Genomic DNA, 22,187 nt, shown 5'->3' on the forward strand with positions numbered 1-22,187 from the left:
CTTACCCTAAAAAATGCCCGAAACCGAAAACCCCCGCACCCCGGACACGCCCGCCCCGCGCGACCTGCCCACCTTCACCGTGAAGGTGAACGGGCAGGCGCTGGCGCGCAGCTATGGCGTGCTGAGCGTGCGGGTGCAAAAGGAGGCCAACCGCATTCCCACCGCCCACCTGCTGCTGAAGGACGGCAGCCCCGCCGGGGCCACGTTCCCGGTGAGCAACGAGGCGCTGCTGGTGCCGGGCCAGGCGCTGGAAGTGTGGGCCGGCTACCACGGGCAGGAGGTCATGATTTTCAAGGGCCTGATTATCAAGCACGGCATCGAGGGGCGCAGCTCGGGCACCACGCGACTGGCCCTGACGTGTAAGGATGCCTTCGTGAAGACCACGCTGGCCCCGCAAAGGCGCTACTTTATCGACAAAAAAGACAGCGAAGTGACCGAGGAAATCGTGCAGCGCTACGGCGGCCTGCGCGTCGATGCGCAGGCTACCGCCGTGAAGCACGCCGAGCTGCTGCAATACGACGCCACCGACTGGGATTTCCTGGTGATGCGCGCCGAAGCCAACGGCCAGCTCTGCCTCGTGGACGATGGGAAGCTGACCCTCGCCAAGCCTGACCCCGGCCAAAAACCCGTCACCAAGCTGCAATACGGCGCCACCATCCTCGATTTCGACGCCGAGATGGACGCCCGCGACCAGACCCAGAGTCTCACCACTTCTACCTGGAACTACGCCGACGGCGCCATCGACCAGGCCAGCGCCGCCGAGCCGGCCGCCGGCAGCTTCGGCAATTTCTCGGCCGATGACCTCGCCCACGCCCTCCAAACCGACCTCGCGCTGCCCCACGGCGGCCACCGCCCCCCCGAGGAGCTGCAAGCCTGGGCCGATGCCGCGCTGCTCAAGCGCCGGCTGGCCCGCATCCGGGGCCGGGTGCAGTTTTACGGCAATGCCGATGTGAAGCCGGGCACCGTCATCAGCCTGGCCGGGCTGGGCGAGCGGTTCAGCGGCGACGCGTACGTGACGGGCGTGAGCCACCGCCTCGAAGGTGGCTCCTGGCTGACGGATGCGCAATTTGGGCTCGACCCCCGCGCCTTTGCGGCCGAGGTGGAGGTGAGTCCGCCCGCCGCCAGCGGGCTGGTGCCGGGCGCCTTGGGCCTGCAAATTGGCATCGTGACGGCCCTCGAAAACGACCCCGCCGGCGAGGAGCGAATTGCCGTGCGCCTGCCCGTGATTGACCCCGCCGCCGACGGTGCCCGCGCCCGCGTGCTGAGCATCGACGCCGGCAACGGGCGCGGCTTCTACTTCCGGCCCGAAATCGGCGACGAGGTGGTGGTGGGATTTCTCAACAACGACCCGCGCGATGCCGTGGTGCTCGGTGCCCTGCACAGCAGCCACAACCCCATCCCGAGCGACTTCACCACGGCCGATGCCAACAACAAAAAGGGCTACGTTTCGCGCAGCAAGCTCCAAATCCTCTTCGATGATGACAAGAAAACCCTTACCCTGGCCACGCCCGCCGGCAACAAATTGCTACTCGATGACGACGCCAAGAGTATCACCCTGCAAGACCAGCACGGCAATAAAATTGTGCTCGACGACTCCGGCATCACCATCCAAAGCAGCAAAGCCCTCACCCTGAAAGCCGCCACCGACGCCAAGCTCGAAGGCGTGAACGTCGAGCACTCGGCCCAGGCGCAGTTCAAAGCCACCGGCTCGGCCGGCGTGGAGCTGAGCAGCAGCGCCACTGCAGTATTGAAGGGCAGTATTGTAATGATTAATTGACCGTCATGCCGAGCGAAGCGCAGCATCTCGCGTGCAGTAGTAAACCAGATGATTGAATTGCTACCACAAGCGAGATGCTGCGCTGCGCTCGGCGTGACGGTCTTTTCCACTTCAACTCACCACCCCACCGCTATGGGACAGCCCGCCGCCCGCCTCAACGACCTGCACGTCTGCCCGATGCAAACGCCGGGCACGCCGCCCATCCCACACGTGGGCGGGCCGGTGCTGGGGCCGGGCGCGCCCACGGTGCTCATCGGCGGGCTGCCGGCGGCGCGGGTGGGCGACATGGCCCTGTGCGTGGGGCCGCCGGATAGCATCGTGGCCGGCTCCGGCTCCGTGCTGATTGCCGGAATGCCGGCGGCGCGGCTAGGTGATTCCACGGCGCACGGCGGCAGCATCGTGCTGGGGCTGCTTACCGTGCTCATTGGCTAAAGAAGCCTCATCAATCATTCACCACCAACCATTTATTACTTAAACCCATGCCGCTTGAAGACGATTTCCTGGGTCGGGGCTGGGGGTTTCCGCCCAGCTTTGGGCCGACGGCCAGCCCGAAAGGCGTGGTGATGGCGGCCGGCCTGACCGACATCGAGCAGAGCCTGCAAATCCTGCTGACGACGCGGCTGGGCGAGCGGATTCTGGCCCCCGATTTTGGCTGCGATGTGCATGACTCGGTATTTGAGCCGCTGAATGCCACGCTCGAAGCCCGCCTCAAAGACCTGGTCCAAACCGCCATTCTCTACTACGAACCCCGCATCGACCCGCTGAATGTGACAGCCGAACAGCCGCCGGAAACGCCCGGCCTGCTCCTGCTCACCGTCGAATTCCGGGTGCGCAGCACCAACTCCCGCCACAACTTCGTGTACCCATTTTACCTGCAGGAAGGCACCGAATTGGGTATTTCCGGCGCGGGCGGCCTCGCGGTCGACCCAGGATTTTAACTCTCACTTATATGAACGTCATGCTTCGGCTGCGCTCAGCATGACGGCCTGATATGATTGAATAATACCTATTCTGACCAATGCCCCCCTCCTGCCCCGATACCAACCCGCTGCGCCGCGACGGCCTGAGCCAGCCCCAACGCCGGCTCGCCGCCCTCGACCCGTCGTTCGTCCGCCTGGACGAGCGCACGGGCGAGGACCTCATGGCCTTCGCGGCCGCCTACGCAGCGGAGGCGGGCTTGCAGTTTTTCAACCCCGATGGCACGGCGGACGCCACCACCTGGGCCCGCCTGATGGCCCGACCCGATGCCGAAACCCTGGCCGCGCTGGAAGCTAAAAGTGACTTTGAGCCGCACTATGCGCTGTTTCTGGCATTTCTACAGCTGTTTGGGCTGGCGCAGGAGCAGCTGAACGGGCTGGGCAAAAAGCACCTCGACTTCTACTACCACGACGTGTTGCGGCTGACCAACCGCACCCCGGTGCCCGACCAGGTGCACGCGGTTTTTGAGCTGGCCAAGAACGTGGCCGAAGTCATTCTGCCGCCCAAAACCGAGCTGGACGCCGGCAAAGACGCCCTCAAGCAGCCCCTCGTCTACCAGACGCTGGCCAACCGCGTGGTGAACCGGGCCAAAATCGCGCACCAGCGCACGGTATTTATCGACCCCGATTCGGGCACCATCTACTACGCGCCCGCCGCCAATACCGCCGACGGCGTGGCCGCCCCTCTCCCGCCCGCCGACCCGACCTGGAACGCCTTCGGCCCCAGGCGCCGCTCCCTGCTCAGTTGCGACCCGCCCGCGCCCGACCCCATCGGCTGGCCTGAGGCGCAGGTGGGATTTGCGCTGGCCTCGCCGGTGCTGCGGCTGGCCGAGGGCGTGCGCAAAATCACCGTCACCATGCAGTGCGCCAATGACGTGGTGCTGCCCGTGGGCCTCAAGCTGCGGGGGCAGCTCAGCGGCGCCAAAGCCTGGATTGAGGCCGGTGAGTTGGCCGTGGGCGCGGGCATTACCCTGGCCGGCCGCGTGCTGACGCTGGTGCTCACGGTGCCGGCCACTGAAAAGCAGGCCGTGGTCGATTTCGATACCATCAGGCTCAACGGCGGCTACGTGACCGCCGCGCCGGTGCTGCGCTGCCTCCTGGCTCGCTCCGCCGATTATGCCGCACTACGGGCCCTGACGCTGGTTTCGGTGCAGATTGACGTGAACGTTTCGGGCCTCAAAAAGAGCCTGGTACTGGATAACGACCTCGGCAAAATAAACCCCGAGAAGCCGTTTATGCCCTTTGGGCCGGTGCCGGTGGAGCGCTCCACATTTTACGTGGGCTGCGCCGAAGCCGCCGCTAAAACGCTGACTTCGGTGACCGTGGCCGTGCCCGCCTGGGTGGGCAAGCCGGCCGTCTGGAGCACCCAGTTTGCCGCTTACCCAACCGCCGTGAAAACTGAAACCGGCCTCACGGCGACCGTGAAGGTGCAGAACAGCAACCTCACCGGCAGCGTATCGGCGAAACTGTTTACGGACTTGCCGGCCGGCGTCAGCATTCCGCACACGGCGGGCAGCGGCGGTGGCGCGCTGTTCCTCACGTCGCTTCTGTCGTCCTTCAGCCTGTTTGGTGGCTATGTATTCTCGGGGGGCACCTTCATCAGCTACTCCCCGCTGCTGATTTTGCTGAACGGTCTGGCGCCGGTAGCTCCCTCGGTGAGCGACAGCCTGCTGAAAATCACCCTTGACCAGGAGCTGGGCCACGGCCTCTACCCCAAGCTGCTGACCGATGCGGTGATGAGTCGACTGCCGCTTCCTCCCGGAGTAGCCGGGCCGCCCGCCCCGGCCAAGCCCATTCCCAACCCGCCCTACACGCCGCTGGCCTCGGAGCTGCTGCTGAGCTACCTGGCCACCACCGGCGAGGTGTCCTTGACGGAAATTGACGCCGCGAAATTTCCGCAGCGCGGGGTGCAGCTGTTCCATCAGTCGGTGTTTGGGCAGGCCGAGGAACACGCGTTTTTGAAGCGCAACCTGGCTTTTCTGGACAATGCGCCGCGCACCAGCGCCTTCCTGCTGCCGCAGCTGGCGGGCGGTGGCACCTTCCTGCTGGGGCTGAAGGATGTGGGCCCGCAGGAAACCGTGGCCGTATTATTCCAGGTGGCCGAGGGCAGCGCCAACCCCGAGCGCGAGCCCGCCCAGGTGGCCTGGAGCGTGCTCAGCCAGAACCAATGGCGGCCCCTCACGGTGGAAAACGTGCTGGCCGACGCCACCAACCACCTGCTCACCTCGGGCATCATCGAGTTCTACCTCCCGCCCGAAACCCGCCTCGACAATACCCTGCTCGAAGCCGGCGAAGTGTGGCTAAAGGGCGAGCTGCAAACCACCGCCACGCCACCCACGCCGGCGAGTATCGACAGCGTGGGCACCCTGCTGGCACTGCGCCCACAGGCCGCCCTGGCCCGCTTCGACGACCGCCGGAACGACCCCGCCCACTACGCCGCCGCGCTGCCGCCCGCCACCATCGCCAAAACCCGCCAGAGCACGGCCGGTCTCAAGGGCGTGAGCCAGCCCTATGCCTCCTTCGGCGGGCAGGCGGCGGAGGTCGATGCCGCCTTCTACACCCGCGTGAGCGAGCGCCTGCGCCACAAGCAGCGCACCGTAACTATCTGGGATTATGAGCATCTGGTGCTGCAAGCCTTCCCCGGCATCTACAAAATCAAGTGCCTGAACCACACCCGGCTCGACACCAGTCCCGGCGGAAAGCTGCACGAGCTGGCCCCCGGCTACGTGACCGTAGTGGCCGTGCCCGACCTGCGCAACGCCCATGCCATCAACCCACTGGAACCCAAAGTCGACCTCAACACATTGGCCTCGGTGAAGACTTTTGTGCAGCGCCACGCCGGCCTGCTGGCGGGTGTGCAGGCCGTAAATCCGGCCTACGAGCGGGTGCGGCTGCGCTTCCAGGTGGAGTTCCTGAGCGGCTACCCCTTCGCCACCTACCGCAAGCAGCTGCAACAGGATTTACTGGCTTACCTCTCGCCCTGGGCCTTCGATTCATCGGCCGAAATCCCCTTCGGCGGCACCCTCACCAAGAGCGCCGTCCTCACCTTCATCGAGCGCCGGCCCTACGTCGATTTCGTGACCGAGCTCACCATGCAGCACCTCACCGGCGCCCCTGGCCCGCCCAAACCCGACAACGAAACCATCACCGCGTCCGACGCCCGCGCCGTGCTGGTTTCGTGCTCCAGCCATGACATTCAGCCATTTACCGGCTGTTGATTGAACGCAAACCACCCTCCGAAAACCTCACCCCCGGCCCCTCTTCAAAAGAGATGGGTGACAGTCGTCAATAGTCTTTAACTCTTCCTTTTACATGCCTTGGCCTGGCTCCCCTCTCCGCGGGAGAGGGGCCGGGGGTGAGGTTCCGGCGTCAGGCGAAGCGGTAAAGATGCTTCGACAAGCGGACGCCAGATGAAGCACGACACCCTAACAACGAACACTGAACATCTAAAAATGCCCACCATCTCCGCCGCCCCTCCCGCCTGGAAAGCCGCCGACTGGAACGCCCTGCGCGCAGTTGGGCTGAAATATGTGCAGCGCTACGCCCACGACCTCTGGACGGACTACAACCGCCACGACCCCGGCATCACCATCCTGGAGCTGCTCTGCTACGCCATCACCGACCTCAGCCAGCGCACCTCGCTGGACATGAAGGACCTGCTGGCCTCGTCGTTCGGCAGCGCTTCGGCGGCCCAGGCCAGCTTTCTCACGGCCGCGCAAGTGCTGCCCACCGAGCCGGTTACGGAATTGGACTACCGCAAGCTGTTCATCGACATAGCCGGCGTGCGCAATGCCTGGCTGGCCGCCCACAACCTGCCCATTGCCGTCCATCCGCTGGAAGCCGACAAGCACCAGCGCCTGCGCTACGGCAGTGGCAGCGCCCTCGATTTCGAGCTGCGTGGCCTCTATGATATCACGGTTGACCTCGACCCGTTTTTCATCGAAAAAGAGGTGGCCGATGGCCATGCCGCCACCGAAGGAGCCGCCCGCGCGGCCGCGCTCAGCCGCGTGCGCGAGGCCTACCTCAGCCACCGCAACTTGTGCGAAGACTACCTCACCATCAGCGAAGTACCTATTCAGCGCGTGATGCTGTGCGCGGATGTAGACCTGGCCCCCGATGCCGTGGTGAGCGAAGTATACGCCCGGATTTTGCGGGCCGTGGAGGCCTACCTGGCCCCGCCCGTGAAGCGCTACTCGCTGGCTGAAATGCGCGCCCAAACCGATGCCAACGGCCAGCCCCTCACCATCGACCAGAATTTTGAAGGGCCGCTGCTCACCCATGGCTTCGTACTCGACGCGGAGCTGGAAAAAAGCACCCTGCGCCAGACCATCTACACCTCCGACCTGGTGAACCTGATAATGGCCATTCCGGGCGTGGTGGGGCTGAAAAAGGTGCGGCTGAATTCGCTGATTGAAGAGGCCGGCAAGCCCTGCCGCGAGTGGAAAACCGACGATGCCGCCGGGCACCGCTGGTGCCTGCACGTTGCCCCCGGCCACCAGCCCCAGCTCTGCGCCGAGCGGGTAGCGCTGGCGTTTTACAAGGACATTATTCCCGTTGGAAGCCTGGGTGATAAGACCCGCGCCCTCCAGCGGCTCAAGGAGTTGCAGCTCACCGCCAGCCAGGCCAATGCGAAGCGGGTGGACGACCTGCCGGTGCCCGTCGGCACGGTGTTCGACCTGGCCGCCTACCGCTCCGTGGCCAACGATTTCCCCGAAAACTACGGCATCGGACCAATCGGCCTGCCCGCCTCGGCCAGCGTGGAGCGCCAGAGCCAGGCCAGGCAGCTGAAAGCCTACCTGCTGTTTTTCGACCAATTGCTGACCAATTACCTGGCCCAGCTCAACCACCTGAAAGACCTGTTTGGCACTGATGCGGCCACGCCCCAAACCTACTTCGGGCAGGTGATAAAATCGGGCGACATGGCCGGCGTGGCCGAGCTGTATGACACCTACGCCGCCCTGCCCGATAAGCTCACCGCCGTGCTGGCCGGGCAGGAAGGCTACGCCCTTGACCCCAGCCGCAAAAACCGCTTCCTGGACCACCTGTTGGCCCGTTTCGCAGAGAATTTCAGCGAATACGGCCTGCTGATGCACGCGCTTTACGGCGCTCGTAGCGGCACCGAAGTGCTGCGCGACAAAGCCGCCCTGCTGGCCGATTACAAGCACCTGCACCCCGCCCGCGCCTACCACTACTGCCGGCCCGCCTGGCAAACCGACAACGTGGCCGGCATCACCCGCCGCTTCGCCCGGCTGGCGGGAATGGACGATTTTCAGGCCCACGCCGTGGCCGCCCTCACCGTGCTCGACACCGGCCCGGCCCCGGCCGATGCCACGAAATTCAGCTTCTTCCTGCACGCTGCCACCGACCCCGCCGCCGGCCCGCCCGCCCCTGTTTACCTGGAATCAACCACCGCTTACGCCGACCAGCCCGCTGCCGAAAAAGCCCTGCGCCAGGCCTTCCACCCCGTGCCCGACCGCGAAGCCTGGGCCATCATCGACGCGGGCAGCGGCACCTTCACCTACGTGCTGCACGACGCGGCCGGCACCGCCGAGCTGGCCCGCTGCCCCCGCACTTTCCCCACCAAAGCCGCCGCCGAAACCGACCTGGAAGCCGCCCTGCGGACGCTGATTTACGGCGGCGAAGCAGTGTTCGTTGTCGAGCATTTGCTGCTGCGGCCCGACGCTGCCGCCCCGCTCCCACCCGACCCGGCGGCGGAAAGCTGGCTGTCGGTGTGCGCCGAGCCCGACGGCACGTTCTGCGAACCGCTCGACCCCTACAGCTTCCGGGTGAGCGTGGTGCTGCCCGGCTACACCGCCCGCTTCCGGAACGTGGATTTCCGGCGCTACGCCGAGCGCCTGCTGCGGCTGGAAATGCCGGCGCACATCCTGGCCCGCATCTGCTGGGTGGGCCGGACGGAGCTGCTGGAATTTGAGCAGAAATACCAGGCCTGGCTCACAGAAAAGGCTGCTGCCTGTGCAGTAAAGGCTATTCCGGCCTACGCCACCGCCCAGCGCGAATTGATTATTACCCTCGAAAAACTCTTCACCATCTACCCGCCAGGCGTGCTGCACGACTGCGACAATGCCGACGAAGAAAACCCCATTGTGCTGGGCCGCAGCACGCTGGGGTCGTTGTGATTGATTGATTTACCGAATAAAAAGAACGTCATGCAGCGCGCAGCGAAGCATCTCGCTCGTGGCAGTAATTCAATCGTTTGACGATTATGATTAGTGGCAGCACGCGAGATGCTTCGCTACGCGCTGCATGACGTTTCGATTCCCCTAACCTCCCTTTTGCCCTCGCCATGTCGAACCCCTATCTGACCATTCAAAGCCCGCCTTTCGACCCCAGCGACTACGGGCTGACCGTTTTTCAGCCCGACATGGTGCTCACGGCCGGGCAGCTCAACCAGCTGTTTGGCTTCCTGCTGGGCCAGGAACAGCAGACGCGCACCCGCCTGCTGGGCGTGGGCGTGGCCTGCGGGCTGGTGCCCGGCCGCGCCGCCGATGGGGCCAGTATCAGCGTCACGCCCGGCTGCGGGGTGACCACGGAAGGCGACCTGTTGTGCCCCAAAGTCGATGCGCCATTCGTTCGCTACGCCGTCTTCGACCAGGCCAACCACCCCGATTACCCGCCGTTTCAGGTGATTGGGGGCTTGCAGCTGTGGGAGATTTTCCCGGCGCTGCCGGCGGGGGCTGAGGCGCCAACCGGTGCCCCGGTCACCACGCCGCTGGCCGGGTTCGAACTGAGCGATAAAGTGGTGCTGCTGTACCTGGAAAGCGCCGTGCAGGCCGCCGACGAGTGCACCGGCGTGGCCTGCGACAACAAGGGCGACGCCTATAACAACCGCCTCCATGTCCTGCTCTGCCGCCAGACCGATGCCGCTGCCCTCATCCGGGCTGAGCACCGCGAAGCCGCCGCGGCCTACACCCGTCTGCCCATTCTGCCGATGGCCCGCGTGCAGCTCGACGCCCAGGACTACCCCGATTCGCTGCTGGCGTTTCAGGCGTTTATCAGCCGGGCGGCCAGTGATTTTGCCAAGGGCCTCACCCACGCCCGCAGCCTGATTCAGGACGTGGCCGGCATCGGGCCGGTTAAGGATTGGGCGCACCTGCTCGTGAAAAAGGCCCACGATGCCAGCCGCGACGACTACATTCAGTACGCCTACGACTGGCTGAAGGACCTGCACGAGGCCTACGAGGAATTCCGCCAGGCCACCGCGCTGTGGCTGGTGGCCTGCCTGCCGCCCGAAACGGCCTTCCCCAAGCACCTGCTGCTGGGCGAGCTGGTGCCCGCGCCCGGCCTCTGCCAACCGCAGTACCGCCACGCCTGGCTGCGCTCGCCGGCCGTGGATGCAGCCCCGAATGCCCGTGACCAGGCCGTGTGGCTGTTTCAGCGCCTGGGTCATCTGATTGAGGAATTTGTGGTGCCGGCCAGTCCCGGCAAGACCGTCGTGGCCAGCGCGGAGGCGTTGCGGCTGACGCCCGACGTTGCCCGCACGGCGGCGTTCGACCGGCGCAGTCTGCCGTTTTACTACCGGCCCGATTTGCGGGCTTTCTGGAGCTACGACAAGGCCCACAGCTGCCGCACGGGCCACCTTTTGTCGTACCACGAGGCCGTGGCGGGCGCGCCGCCGCAGGTGGTAACGCCGTTTCGGTTTCAGGTTGAACCGTTCTCGTTTTACCGGATTGAAGGCCTGCTGAACGCGCCGGTGACGAACGTGCTCACGCGCCTGCTCACGCTGCGCCAGCAGTACAATCTGGCGTTTGATGTAGTGGCGCTGCGCGTGGACGACCGCCAGAACCTGCTGTTCAGCCAGACGCAGGAGTTTGACTTCGCCGATTTGCAGATTGATTTCGATGAGCTGATGGCCGAAATTCGTTGCGAGGAAGCAGAGATTCAGGCTCCGGACAAGGAGTTCAAACCCTTGCAGGTGGCGCTGCCCATGCTCACCACGCTGTTTACGGCGCGGCTCACGCCTTATGAGTTTCTGCTGCAACGGCTCATCGGCCAACTGCCGGCCGCTCAGTGCATCAAGGACAAACTGCCGCTGCTGCTGCGCCTGAACCAGGCCTACCAGCAGCGCAAAAAGGACCTGGAAGATGCCCTCACGTTTGGCCCGTTTCTGCGCGCCAATCCGGGGTTGGAGCACGGCGCGGGCGTGCCGCGCGGCGGCACGTTCGTGCTGGTGTATAGGGGCGATGAACTCAAAAGACTGCGCGAAATCAGCCCCCGGTTGCGCAACCGCAGTGGCTTTCCCATCACACGCCGGGGCGGTGCGCCGCTGGTGGTGGCCGATTTTTACCTGCCCTACCGGCTGGGTGGGCGCGGCCCGGCGGTGCAGTTTGTGCTGCCCCAGCCGCCGGCCAGCATCTCGATGGAAGCCGCCCGGTTTTGCCTGAACGACCCGGCCAGTCCGCTCACGGTGGCCCCCGCCGGCGGCTCATTTGGCGAAGATGCGCTGGTGAGCCGCGAGGGCAACCGCTTCTTTTTCAACCCCACGGCCGTGGGCAGGCACCCGCTCACCTACACCGCGCCCGATGGCCAGACGGCCAGCCTCGACGTGGAAGTGCTGGCCCTGCCCACGGTCAGCTTCAACCCCGACGCGGGCCCGAACGGACTGGTTTCGTTCGGCCTCCAAGCCACCGATGCCACGGAAGTGACCTGGGATTTTGGCGACGGCACCGCGCCCGAGCGCATTGTGCTCGATGCCAATACCACCGGCGCTACCCGCCATCAATACCAGCTCCAGGCCGATGGCTCGGGCAAGTTCGAGGTGCACCTCACGGCCTCGAATGGCGTGTGCGGCACGGCGGCCGAGCCCAAAGTGGTGGAGTTCAAGCCCCGGCCCACGCCCGAAATCAAGCAGTTGGGGCCGGTGTGCTTTAATTCCGACAACAAGCTGACGGCCAAGCCCGCGGGCGGCACCTTCAAATCGGAAACGCTGGAGGTGAATGCCAAGGGCCAGTTCAACGCCAACCGGCCCGGCAAGCACGTTATCAGCTACGAAGTGGGCGGCGGCCAGACCACCACCGAAGTCTTCGTGCTGCCCGGCGATTTCACCCTCGAAAACGTGAAGAGCATTGGCCAAAATGCCTTCCGCGTCGAAGCCGTGGTGCTGACGCCACCCGAGGGCGTGGCCTACGAATGGCAGTTCAGTAAACCCGTTGACCCCAAAGACCAGAAAGTGGAGGGCGACAACACCCGCTTCGTGTTTGAACTGACATTCCAGCAGCCGCCGCTCACCCATGCAGTGCCCCTGCCTACGCTGGACCTGATTATCCGCAAAAAGGCCGACGGCAGCGCCTGCCCCACCATCTCCAAATCTCTGCGCGGTAACCAGTAGCCATGCCTTCCGCCCCGCACGTCATTCAGCGCCAACGCCTCCTGCTGCGCCTCGCGCCGGGAGCCGATGGCCGTGCCGTGCAAAAAACGGCCGAAGCCGCCCTGCAAAGTCAGCCGCTGCTGGCGGCGCTCGATGCAGCGCTTTCGGCCGCCGGCCGGCCCGATGAATGGCTGACGCTGGAGCACCTGGAGCTGGACCTCGGCCACCTCGACAGCACCCAGCTGGAACACCAGTTCCTCGACCGGCTGCCCGCCCTGCTGCGCCGGGAAATAGCGGAGGCCTGGGTGGCCGGCAGCGCAGGCGCGGCCGGTGCCGCCGATATTGCCTGGGCCGCGTGGCTACACTTTTTGCGGCACGGCACGCTGCCCACAAGCTGGCCGGCCCCCGCCAGCCTGGCCGCCTGGGAAACTGCGCTGCCGGCACTGCTGGCGGCGGCCACTGAGGGCCAGCGCGCCGCCTTGCGGGCGGCGCTGGCCGGGGCCACCGGGCGGCAGCGGCTGGTCCGGCAGTTTTCGGCCCCGGTCGCCGTGGCCGTAATCTGCACCCTCGAGCCCAGCGCCCGGCCCTACCACGCTGAGCTGGCCGAGGCCCTGGCCCCGCTGCTGCGCCGGCTGGGCAGCTATTCAGGCACCCTAGGCGAGCATTTGGTGGCCGAGCTGCTGTGCCGCGCTAGCACGGCACCACCGCTGCCGTGGCTGGACCTATTGGGCATTCTCGCCCCCGAAAAGCGCCTGGCACAACCCGAAATACTGGCCCGGCTGGCGCTCGAGGCCTTGGCGATGGCCCGGGAATCGTCGCCGCCGTCGGCCGGGCCGCCGGCTGATGCCGGGCCCCGTGCAGCCGGGGCGGCCCCGCCGGACGAAGCCGAATTTGTGGCAAATGCTGGCGTGGTGCTGCTGCACCCGTTTCTGGCTGTGTGCTTCAGGGCCTGCGGCTGGGTCATGGCTGACAAGTTTGTTAGCGAAACGGCCCGCGCCAAAGCCGTGCTGCTGGTGCATTTCCTGGCCACGGGGGCCGCCCAGGCCCCCGAATACGAGCTGCGGCTGCCCAAGCTCCTGTGCGGCATGGCGCCCGACGCCTCGTTTAGCCACCACCTGAACCTGGGCCGCGCCGCCCGCGCCGAAGGCGTAGCCCTGCTCGCGGCCGCTATCGCCCACTGGACCGCCCTGAAAAACACCTCGCCCGATGGCCTGCGCGAGGCTTTTTTGCAGCGCGAAGGCAAGCTGGAGCTGGCTCCCGAGGGCAACCACCACGTCCTCACCGTCGAGCAGCGCGCCCAGGACGTACTGCTCGACCGCCTGCCCTACGGCTGGGGCCTGGGCCTGGTGCAGCTGCCCTGGATGGCCGCCCGTCTCACCATCAACTGGGCCTGATTTAGCCAGCCAGCCATGAACACTACCCAACTTGTGCCCCCCGCCGCCGCCCCGAAGACGAATACCGCGTCCTCGGCCGCGCCGGCGTTGGTGCAGGCGAAGGCCGGCACATTTTTCGGGCCACCGGTGGCGGAAACGCCGTTTTTTGCACCCGTTCGGCCAACTGGAGTGCACGCCAAACTCACCATCGGCCGGGCCGATGACGGATTTGAGCGCGAAGCCGATGCCACGGCCGACCGCATCGTGTCCATGCCGGCCCCAACCAGCCGGGCGGCAACCCCGGCCAGTGCTGGCCCGCCGCCCGCCATTCAATCCAAAACCGAGGAGCGCGAAAAAAAGGACATTCACAAGAAAGAGCAGCCCACGCCACCGCTCGTTCAGCTGAAAACCGAGGACGACGACCAAAAGCTGCGCCGCAAGGGCACCGAAACGGCCACCCCCGCGCCCACGGCCAGTTTCGAATCGGGCCTGGCGGCCAGCCACTCCGGTGGGCAGCCGCTGGCGGCCGAAGCGCGGCAGTACATGGAGCCGCGCTTCGGGGCCGACTTCTCGGGGGTGCGGGTGCATACCGACGCGCCCGCCGTGCAGCTCACCCAGAGCATTGGGGCGCAGGCTTTCGCGTATCAAAATCACGTTTATTTCAACGCCGGGCAGTACGACACCGGCAGCAGCGGCGGCCGGCACCTGCTGGCCCACGAGCTCACCCACGTGGTGCAGCAGGGCAGCGCCGTGCAGCGCCAGCCACTCGCCGAATCGGCAGCGGTGCCGCAGGTTTCGAGCGCCGCGCCAGCCGTGCAGCGGCTGTTTGGGTTGGACGTGGCGGGCACCATCGACGGCTGGCTGGGCGTGGTGCCGGGCTGGCGGCTGCTCACCACGCTCATCGGCTACAACCCGGTGACGCAGCGCAACGTGGCCCGCTCCACCGTCAACCTGCTCAAAGGCTTTCTGACGCTGGGCGGGCCGCTGGGCGCGCTGCTGTTCAACCGCTTGCAGGCCGAAGGCATCATCGACCGGGCCGCCGGCTGGATTGATGCGCAGGTGGCCGCGCTGGGCATTTCACTGTCTTATATCCGGGGATTATTTAGCCAGGCCTGGGATGAGATGGGCATCACACTCGGCATTGAGGGCAACCTGGCCGTGGCGCGACGCATTTTCGGGCCTCCCATCAGCCGAATGATTGCCTTTGGCGGGCGGCTGATATCGCAGGTGGTAGCCTGGCTGAAGGAAACCATTTTGCGGCCCCTGAGCGCCCGCGCCCGCACGTTCCGGGGCTTCCCGCTCATTACGGTTATCATTGGCAAAGACCCGTTTACCGACGAAGTGGTGGAGCGTAGTCCCACCAACCTCGTGCGCGGCTTCATGCTGCTGATGGACGGCGGCGAGGAGCGGTTCACCCAGATGCAGCAGTCGGGCGCGCTGGCCAAAGCCTTCGCCTGGTTCAACACCGAAACCAGCAAGCGCAACCTCACCTGGACGCGCATCAAGGGCACGTTCCTGGCCGCCTGGAACGTGCTCACGCCCGAGGCCGTGCTGCACCCAATTGACACGATTACGACCATCGCCGGCCTGTTTTCGGGCCTGGCTTCTGATGTGGTGGGCTTCGCCGGCGCGGCCCTGATTCAGATGCTGGAGCTGATTTTTGAGGCCGTGATGGGCGCGGGCGGAGCGCGGATACTAGCCATTCTGAAGCGGGGGCGCGACACGTTCAATGTTATCATCCGCGACCCGGTGACCTTTGTGGGCCACCTCGTGCGGGCCGGCAAGCTGGGTTTTCAGCAGTTCATGGCCAAGGGCTTACAGTATTTGCAGCAGGGCGTGGTGGGCTGGCTGCTGGGCGCGCTCGAAGGCGCAGGCCTGCAGCTACCGGCGCAATTCGACCTGCGCGGCGTGCTTTCGCTGGTGCTGCAAGTGCTGGGCCTGACCTATGCGAACATCCGCGCCAAGCTGGTGCGGGCCACCAGCGAAGCCTTCGTGGCGCGGCTCGAACAGGTGTTCGATTTCCTGAAAATTCTGGTGACGCAGGGCCCGGCCGCCGCCTGGCAGAAGATTCTGGAGTACGTGGGCAACCTGCGCGACATGGTGCTCGACGGCATCAAGGCCTGGGTGATGCGCACCGTGGTGGGCCAGGCCGTGGTGCGCATTCTGAGCATGCTGAACCCGGCCGGCGCGGTCATTCAGGCCATTATGGCTACCTACAACACGGTGATGTTCTTCATCGAGCGCATCAACCAGATTACGGCCGTGGTGGAGGCTTACGTCGATTCCATCGCCGCCATCGCGGCCGGCAACATTGGCGCGGCGGCCAACCGCGTGGAGCAAACCATGGGCCGCATGGTGCCGGTCATCATCGGCTTCCTGGCCCGCTTGCTGGGCCTGGGCGGCATTTCCGACACCATTCGCGGCCTCATTGCCCGCATCCGCCAGCCCGTAGACACGGCCCTGGACCGCGTGGTGGACTGGGTGGTGGCGCAGGGCCGCCGGCTGGTGGGTGCCGTGGCCGGTGGCGCGCCCGCCGACCGCGTCGACAGTGCGCTGGCCGTGGCCGTGCCCATCGTCAACCGCTTTGCCGGCCGGCCGGTGACCGGGGTGGTACTGGTGCCGTTGCTGGCGGCCCTCCGGGTGCGCTATCAGCTTAGCCTGCTGGAAGTAGTACCCACCGACCAGGGCGTGTGGGCCGTGCGGGCGGCTGCCAGTCCGCCCAAAACCGCGCCCACCCTGGCGCTGGTGAGCGGCGCGGCGGGGGCAGCGGCGGCCGGCAGTCCCATCGTGGTGGGCCAGTTCGTGGAAAACATCACCACGAGCCAGGTAGAACGAATTATTATGTCGAACGCCACCGGCGACCCTTCCCGCCGGCAGCAATCGTCGGTACCCGTTGGCTCGTTTGTTACCCGCAAGGCCGATAACACGGTGGCCAATTATCAGGTAGCCGAGGAGAATGCCCGGTGGCGGCCGAGTACGTTCAGCCACCGCTCCGGCTTCGTGACCAGCGGCGGCACCAGCGCGCAGTTCGTGCTGAAGGCCGAGCACCGGGGCGGCACCACCATCCGCTCCACGTTTTACCGCGACCCCACCACCCGGCCCAGCCTGGCCAGCCGGCTCGCCGCGCTCCGGGTAGGAGCCCCGCCCGGCACGTTTTTTAGCGAAGCTTCGGCCACCGAAGAATCGGCGTTTGGCTATCCCACCCACCCCAATGGCAAGGCCATAATTCCGATGAACAACTATTCGGAAGACCACCGGCCACCCGTGGCCCAGCACTGGAACGGCGGCGGCAACGCCACCACGCAAAGCGCCCGCGAGGCCTGGAACGGCAATGCTGGTAACTTCAAGCTGATTTCAAACCGGCTCAACTCCAGCCTCGGCAGCGGCGGGGCCACCTACACCCCGGCAGTGCTCATCGGTTTCCGAGGCGCGGGCGACCCGGCATAAGCAACTGCACCCATGACCAACCTGAGCCTGGCGCTGGATTATCTGCGGGATTTTATTGGGTGGCGCCTGGCGGCAACGGCCACCAATCCGCCGCCGCCGCCGCCCGCTTTCAGCCTGGTCGAAGACACGGGTTTTGCCGGTTTCCTGGGCCAAACCCGGCTCAATCAAATCGAGCTGCTTTACCTGACGCTGGCCCTTGCGCCGCACCTTCAACCCGGCTTTCTCGACCAGCTCATTCGCAATCACCTGCCCGAAGGTGGCGAGTTTCCCGCGTTCGGCGGCGTGCGCGGCACCGCCCATCGCGGCCTGCTGCCAACCGGCGAAACGGCCCTGTTTATCCTGGCGGCCAATGACTTGACGGAGCGTCTGGCCCTGATGGAATTATTCGGCCCCGACCACATTTTCGCCCAGCACAAAATCCTTACCCTCGCCGAGGTGCCGCCCGGCGAGCCCCGCCTCAGTGGCCGGCTGGTGCTGGACCCGGAGTACGTCGAATTATTCACCACCGGCCGGGTGGCCGCGCCCACGCTCAGCCAGGGGTTTCCGGCCCAGCGCATCAATACCGAACTGGAATGGACGGACCTGGTGCTGCCCGCCGCCACCCGCGCCCAGATTCAGGATTTGGAACATTGGGTGCAGCACCATGCCGCCCTGCGGGCCGATTGGGGCCTGAGCCGGCGGCTGCGGCCGGGCTACCGCGCCCTGTTTTACGGCCCGCCGGGCACCGGCAAAACCATGACGGCCACGCTGCTGGGCAAGTACACCGGCCGGGAGGTCTTTCGGGTCGATTTGTCGTTGGTGACCTCGAAATATATTGGCGAAACCGAGAAAAACCTCGGCGGCCTTTTCGACCGGGCCCAGGCCAAAGGCTGGATTCTGTTCTTCGATGAGGCCGACGCCCTGTTCGGCAAGCGCACCGACACCCGCGACGCCCACGACCGCTACGCCAACCAGGAAGTGGCCTTCCTGCTCCAGAAAATCGAAGAATACGACGGCCTCGTCATCCTCGCCTCCAACCTGCGCGGCAACCTCGACCCCGCCTTTGCCCGCCGCTTCCAGGCCATGATTCACTTCCCGCTGCCCAATGCCGACGAGCGCCGCCAGCTGTGGGCCAGCACCCTGCCCCCGCCCGCCCGCCGCGCGCCCGACGTGTGCCCCGACGACCTCGCCGCCCGCTACGAGCTGTCCGGCGCGGCCATCCTCAACGCCGTGCAGTTTGCCGCCCTGCGCGCCCTGGGCCGCCAGGAAACGGTGCTGCAGCTGGCCGACCTCACCGAGGCCGTGCGCCTGGAATTCCAGAAGGAAGGCAAGCTGCTGTGAGCCATTCGCAGCGGCAAAACGTGCTTATTCTGCCCGTTTTCGGCGTTCGAGGGCATCGCGCACGCGGGCGGCGCGCTCGTATTCTTCCCGCTTGAGGGCGGTGCGCAGCAGGTCTTCCAGCTCTTGCAGGGTGAATTCGAGGTACGCGCTCTGGCTCTCCCAATTCTGCTCGTCGGTTTCGTAGGCGGCCACCGCCAGAATATCGGCCGTGGTGTAGAGCGGGCAGCCAAACCGGACGGCCAGCGCAATGGCGTCCGACGGGCGCGCATCGACGAACAGGCGCTGGCTGGCGTGGTCCTTCAGCACCAATTGGGCGAAGAAAACCTCCGCATCGAAGCGCGTAATCAACACTTCTTCGAGGGTGATGCCCAGGGTTTGCAGGGTGCGCTGGAACAGGTCGTGGGTGAGCGGGCGGGCGGGCTCCAGGTTTTCGAGGCTGATGGCAATGGCCTGGGCCTCGTGGCTGCCGATGATGAGCGGAATGCGCCGCCGGGAAACCGGCTCTTCCAGCACGAGCGCGAAGTGCCCCGGCTGGGAAATGCTTTCCGACAGGGCCACAATCAGGAGTTCGATTTTTTCCACGGCCGGCAGGAGTTAAGGCCAGAACGTCTACGAGTTGCGCTCAATAAAAGTACATAGCTTCTCAATATCATCGAAGGGCGAAATGACCCAGCCCTCGTGCGAGAGGCGGTACAAATCCTTGCTTTCGACTTCGACCACGAAGCCGTTGGCCAGCTCGAAAATCCGGCCCTCGCGCTTCGCCACCGCAATGCCCATGTGGGCGAAAGCGTAGGCCACGAAATCGGCCTCGGGATAGGTTGGCGGAAGGGTTTCCATGGCTAAACGGTCAGGTTTTGGTACAGCACTTTTAGCCCCAGCCCCACGCACAGCACCGAGGAAACCACCGAGAGGGCCGTGCGCAGGCCGCTGCTTTGCAGAATAGCCACCGAAAACGGCAGGCTGAAAATGCCCGCCGCCACCATCATGCCCGCCACCGAGCCCGCCCCGAAAATCAGCAGGTAGCGGATGCCGTCCCAGCTGCTTTTGATTTGGGTGAGCACGGACAGCAGCAAGGCCCCGCTGCCGGCCAGGCCGTGCACCATGCCCACGCCATAGGCCAGCGAAAAAGCCGGCTCTGCGTGCGCGTGCCCGGCAATTCGCAGGTGCCTCATCTTCCAGAGCCGCCCGCCGCCCAGCCCCACCAGCATGAGGCCCACGCTGGCTTCGAGGTAGCGAAAAGTGCCCAGATGCAGCACCAGCCGCCCCAGCAGAAACACCAGCGCCACCAGCAAAATGGTGGAAGTGTGCCCCAGCCCCCAAAACACGCCATCCTTAATGGCGGCCCGCGCCGTGGTGCGGCGCGTCACAATGTTGCTCACCGCCACCAAATGGTCGGCCTCGAACGCGTGCGCGAAACCGGCCACCAGGGCGACGACGACGGGAAAGGCAGCGTTCATTGGCGTAGGAGCAAAAAGGTAAACGTCATGTCGAGCGCAGCCGAGACATCTCGCGTGTGGTAGTAATCAAATCGTTCAACGCAGCCTGCGAGATGTCTCGGCTGCGCTCGACATGACCGGTAATTAGCCATTTAGCGTGTACAGGATAATCCGATGGTTGCCGGTGTCGGCTACGGCCAGCGTGCCGCCATCGGCGCAGAGCGAAAACGGCCAGTACAGCTGCCGGTCGGTGCCGAGGCGGGTGGTGTTGTTTTCGCTGCTGATGCCGAAATCGGCGTGGCCGAGCAGGTTGTCGGCGGCGGCATTGCTGGCCGTGGGCACGGTGTCGAACCACAGCAGGCGGCTGTTGCCGGTGTCGGCCACCAGCAGCTTTTCCTGATGAAAAAAGGCGTCGTACACCCAGCTCAGCGTATTTTCGGCCGGAAAGAGGCGGTACTGGTTCTGGCCATTGGCCGCTAAGTCGGGCTGGCCGATGATGACTTCGGCGGGCCGTTCGGCGGCCGTGCGCCAATCGGGCCAGAGCAGGGCGCGGTAATACTGGGTATCGACGATGAGCAGCTGGCCGGCGGGGCTCACGCGCACGGCGTAGGGCCACACGGGCTCGTCGCTCTCGTAGTCGCGCCCGGTGAAGGTGGGCTTGCCGATGACGGCCGTGGCCGCCGCGTGGTTTTCAGTCGGAATCTGGTCGTAAAACAGCACGCGGCGGTTGCCGGTATCGGCCACCCAGAGGCGCTGTCCGTCGGAAAACACCCCGTAGGGCCAGTTCAGGCTGTGCGTTGAGGGCGCGGTGCCGATGCCCTTTTCATTGGGCTGATTCCCGGCGAAATCAGCCTGCCCCACCACCACATCAGCCGGCTGCCCGTGCCGCGTCGGGAAGCGGTGCCAGATGAGCACGCGGTGGTTCCAGGCATCGGCCACCACCAGCCGCGTCCCATCCGACCACAGGCCCGACGGGTAGTGCAGCGTGCCGGCCTCGACCTGATGGCCCGAATTGCGGCCGGTATCGAGCAGCTGCGTCTGGCCGAGTACGACGTCGGGCTCAGCAAATTCGGTGGTCGGCAGCTGGTTCCAGATGAACACGCGGTTCTGGCCGGTATCGGCCACCAGCAGACGCGGGCCCACTTTCCACACCCCGCGCGGGGCCAGAAACGGATTCCCAGGGTCGCCCCGAAACACCGTGGCGGCCGTCACCAGCGGCGGCCGGCCCGGCAGCGAGGCCGTGGGGCTGGATGCGCCCGCGCTGGCCGCGGCGGCGGCGTTTGGGTTTTTAGAGAGGGAGATGGTGAGGGATTCCACGGGATGAGAAAGGCTTGTTCAAAACGTCATGCCGAGCGTAGCCGAGGCATCTCTACCGCTTCGCTACGACGATTGATTTACTATTGCGGTGGAGATGCTTCGACTCCGCTCAGCATGACGGGCTTTTATCGTGACGTTCTAAAACTTCTGTTCGAATCAACAAATCCGCGGCAGCTGCTCGCCCACCAGCATGCTCACCACGCGGCGGCCGCCGATGCGGCTTTGCAGCACCACCTGGCGCGGGTGCTCGACCACCACTTCGCCGATGACGGCAGCGGCCGCGCCGTGCGGCAGCTCCCGAAGCTTCGCCACGAAAGCATCGGCGATTTCGGGGGCTACCACGCTCAGGAAAACACCTTCGTTGGCCACGTAGAGCGGGTCGAGGCCCAGTAATTCGCAGGCGCTTTGCACGTCTTCCAGCACCGGGATGGCGGGCTGGGCCAGAGCCACGCCGAGGCGGGCTTCCTGGGCAATTTCGTTGAGCACGGTGGCCACGCCGCCGCGCGTGGGGTCGCGCAGCAGGTGGATTTGCTCGCCGAACTCATCGAGCAGGGCGGCCACGGTGTGGTTGAGGTTGGCGGTGTCGCTCACGAGGTCGGTTTCGAAGGTGAGGCCGGTGCGCACGCTCATGATGGCAATGCCGTGGGTGGCGACGTGGCCCGATACCACGATTTTATCGCCGGCCCGGACGTGGCGGGTGGCAATCCGGGCCTTCGGGTGCAGCTGGCCGATGCCGGAGGTGTTGATGAAAATGCCGTCGCCTTTGCCTTTCTCCACCACTTTGGTGTCGCCGGTCACAATCTGCACGCCGGCCCGCACGGCCGCGTCGCGGATGGCAACCAGGATGTCCCAGAACTCGGTCATCGGCAGGCCTTCCTCCAGAATAAAGCTGAGGGATAGGTACTTCGGGATGGCGCCGCACATGGCCAGGTCGTTCACGGTGCCGTTCACGGCCAGCTCGCCGATGTTGCCGCCGGGGAAGAAAATGGGCGACACCACGTAGCTGTCGGTGGAGAAGGCCAGCCGGCCGGTCAGCTCGAAAATGGCCCCGTCGTGGCGCTCATCGAGCAGGTCGTTTTTGAAGAGGCTGAACACGCCCGATTCCAGCAGCCGATGCGTGAGGATGCCCCCGCTGCCGTGCCCGAGCGTTATCACGTCAAAATCCAGGACCGGCATGGGGCAGGAGAGGTTCATAGAGATGGGCGGTAATGATGA

14 protein-coding genes are annotated in these 22,187 nt (G+C 65.5%); 9 read left to right on the forward strand and 5 right to left on the reverse strand.

Features of this window, described 5'->3' with window-relative positions; translation table 11 throughout:
- Window positions 1-13 precede the first annotated feature (13 nt).
- The 9 genes from vgrG (at window position 14) to J4G38_RS22165 (ending at window position 18,219) form a co-directional block, all read left to right on the forward strand.
- Window positions 14-1,777 (forward strand): type VI secretion system tip protein VgrG, encoded by a 1,764-nt coding sequence (vgrG, locus tag J4G38_RS22125; protein WP_210518789.1) that lies wholly within the window; start codon window positions 14-16, stop codon window positions 1,775-1,777.
- Between the two features lie 132 nt (window positions 1,778-1,909).
- Window positions 1,910-2,209: a PAAR domain-containing protein gene (locus J4G38_RS22130; RefSeq protein ID WP_210518791.1), complete on the forward strand. Its 300-nt coding sequence runs from the start codon at window positions 1,910-1,912 to the stop codon at window positions 2,207-2,209.
- A gap of 47 nt (window positions 2,210-2,256) precedes the next feature.
- The gene (locus J4G38_RS22135; RefSeq protein ID WP_210518793.1) at window positions 2,257-2,715 is read left to right on the forward strand and encodes a GPW/gp25 family protein; all 459 of its coding nucleotides are present in this window, start codon (window positions 2,257-2,259) and stop codon (window positions 2,713-2,715) included.
- A gap of 80 nt (window positions 2,716-2,795) precedes the next feature.
- Window positions 2,796-5,972, forward strand: a complete 3,177-nt coding sequence (locus J4G38_RS22140) for a baseplate J/gp47 family protein (protein ID WP_210518795.1) — start codon at window positions 2,796-2,798, stop codon at window positions 5,970-5,972.
- A gap of 234 nt (window positions 5,973-6,206) precedes the next feature.
- Complete coding sequence (locus tag J4G38_RS22145) at window positions 6,207-8,891, forward strand: hypothetical protein (RefSeq protein ID WP_210518797.1); 2,685 nt, start codon at window positions 6,207-6,209, stop codon at window positions 8,889-8,891.
- Between the two features lie 167 nt (window positions 8,892-9,058).
- The gene (locus tag J4G38_RS22150; protein ID WP_210518799.1) at window positions 9,059-12,100 is read left to right on the forward strand and encodes a PKD domain-containing protein; all 3,042 of its coding nucleotides are present in this window, start codon (window positions 9,059-9,061) and stop codon (window positions 12,098-12,100) included.
- 2 nt (window positions 12,101-12,102) lie between these two features.
- The gene (locus J4G38_RS22155) at window positions 12,103-13,473 is read left to right on the forward strand and encodes a contractile injection system tape measure protein (RefSeq protein ID WP_210518801.1); all 1,371 of its coding nucleotides are present in this window, start codon (window positions 12,103-12,105) and stop codon (window positions 13,471-13,473) included.
- 15 nt (window positions 13,474-13,488) lie between these two features.
- A complete protein-coding gene (locus tag J4G38_RS22160; protein WP_210518803.1) occupies window positions 13,489-16,899 on the forward strand; it encodes an eCIS core domain-containing protein in 3,411 nt (1,136 codons plus the stop codon).
- Window positions 16,900-16,911: 12 nt separating this feature from the next.
- Window positions 16,912-18,219 (forward strand): ATP-binding protein, encoded by a 1,308-nt coding sequence (locus J4G38_RS22165; RefSeq protein WP_210518805.1) that lies wholly within the window; start codon window positions 16,912-16,914, stop codon window positions 18,217-18,219.
- A gap of 24 nt (window positions 18,220-18,243) precedes the next feature.
- On the opposite strand, the gene J4G38_RS22170 is transcribed toward J4G38_RS22165, so the two are convergent.
- The 5 genes from J4G38_RS22170 to hypE form a co-directional block, all read right to left on the reverse strand.
- Window positions 18,244-18,801 carry a bifunctional nuclease family protein gene (locus J4G38_RS22170; RefSeq protein WP_210518807.1) on the reverse strand — a complete coding sequence of 186 codons (558 nt, stop codon included), beginning with the start codon at window positions 18,799-18,801 and terminating at the stop codon, window positions 18,244-18,246.
- A 27-nt stretch (window positions 18,802-18,828) separates the two neighbouring features.
- Window positions 18,829-19,056: a hypothetical protein gene (locus J4G38_RS22175; RefSeq protein ID WP_210518809.1), complete on the reverse strand. Its 228-nt coding sequence runs from the start codon at window positions 19,054-19,056 to the stop codon at window positions 18,829-18,831.
- Between the two features lie 2 nt (window positions 19,057-19,058).
- Window positions 19,059-19,676, reverse strand: coding sequence for an urease accessory protein (locus J4G38_RS22180; protein WP_210518811.1), 618 nt, complete (start codon window positions 19,674-19,676; stop codon window positions 19,059-19,061).
- A 123-nt stretch (window positions 19,677-19,799) separates the two neighbouring features.
- Window positions 19,800-20,972, reverse strand: coding sequence for an NHL repeat-containing protein (locus J4G38_RS22185; RefSeq protein WP_226163669.1), 1,173 nt, complete (start codon window positions 20,970-20,972; stop codon window positions 19,800-19,802).
- Window positions 20,973-21,128: 156 nt separating this feature from the next.
- Window positions 21,129-22,166, reverse strand: coding sequence for a hydrogenase expression/formation protein HypE (gene hypE / locus J4G38_RS22190; RefSeq protein WP_226163671.1), 1,038 nt, complete (start codon window positions 22,164-22,166; stop codon window positions 21,129-21,131).
- Window positions 22,167-22,187 lie beyond the last annotated feature (21 nt).

Source organism: Hymenobacter terricola, assembly GCF_017921975.2.
Taxonomy (GTDB): domain Bacteria; phylum Bacteroidota; class Bacteroidia; order Cytophagales; family Hymenobacteraceae; genus Hymenobacter; species Hymenobacter terricola.

Excerpts from the sequence above, each read along its gene's own strand:
- J4G38_RS22140 (WP_210518795.1), top strand. The coding sequence starts at position 2,796 with ATGCCCCCCTCCTGCCCCGATACCAACCCGCTGCGCCGCGACGGCCTG.
- J4G38_RS22150 (WP_210518799.1), top strand. The coding sequence starts at position 9,059 with ATGTCGAACCCCTATCTGACCATTCAAAGCCCGCCTTTCGACCCCAGC.
- J4G38_RS22145 (WP_210518797.1), top strand. The coding sequence starts at position 6,207 with ATGCCCACCATCTCCGCCGCCCCTCCCGCCTGGAAAGCCGCCGACTGG.
- J4G38_RS22135 (WP_210518793.1), top strand. The coding sequence starts at position 2,257 with ATGCCGCTTGAAGACGATTTCCTGGGTCGGGGCTGGGGGTTTCCGCCC.
- J4G38_RS22155 (WP_210518801.1), top strand. The coding sequence starts at position 12,103 with ATGCCTTCCGCCCCGCACGTCATTCAGCGCCAACGCCTCCTGCTGCGC.
- hypE (WP_226163671.1), bottom strand. The coding sequence starts at position 22,166 with ATGAACCTCTCCTGCCCCATGCCGGTCCTGGATTTTGACGTGATAACG.
- J4G38_RS22165 (WP_210518805.1), top strand. The coding sequence starts at position 16,912 with ATGACCAACCTGAGCCTGGCGCTGGATTATCTGCGGGATTTTATTGGG.
- J4G38_RS22175 (WP_210518809.1), bottom strand. The coding sequence starts at position 19,056 with ATGGAAACCCTTCCGCCAACCTATCCCGAGGCCGATTTCGTGGCCTAC.
- J4G38_RS22160 (WP_210518803.1), top strand. The coding sequence starts at position 13,489 with ATGAACACTACCCAACTTGTGCCCCCCGCCGCCGCCCCGAAGACGAAT.
- J4G38_RS22130 (WP_210518791.1), top strand. The coding sequence starts at position 1,910 with ATGGGACAGCCCGCCGCCCGCCTCAACGACCTGCACGTCTGCCCGATG.
- J4G38_RS22180 (WP_210518811.1), bottom strand. The coding sequence starts at position 19,676 with ATGAACGCTGCCTTTCCCGTCGTCGTCGCCCTGGTGGCCGGTTTCGCG.
- vgrG (WP_210518789.1), top strand. The coding sequence starts at position 14 with ATGCCCGAAACCGAAAACCCCCGCACCCCGGACACGCCCGCCCCGCGC.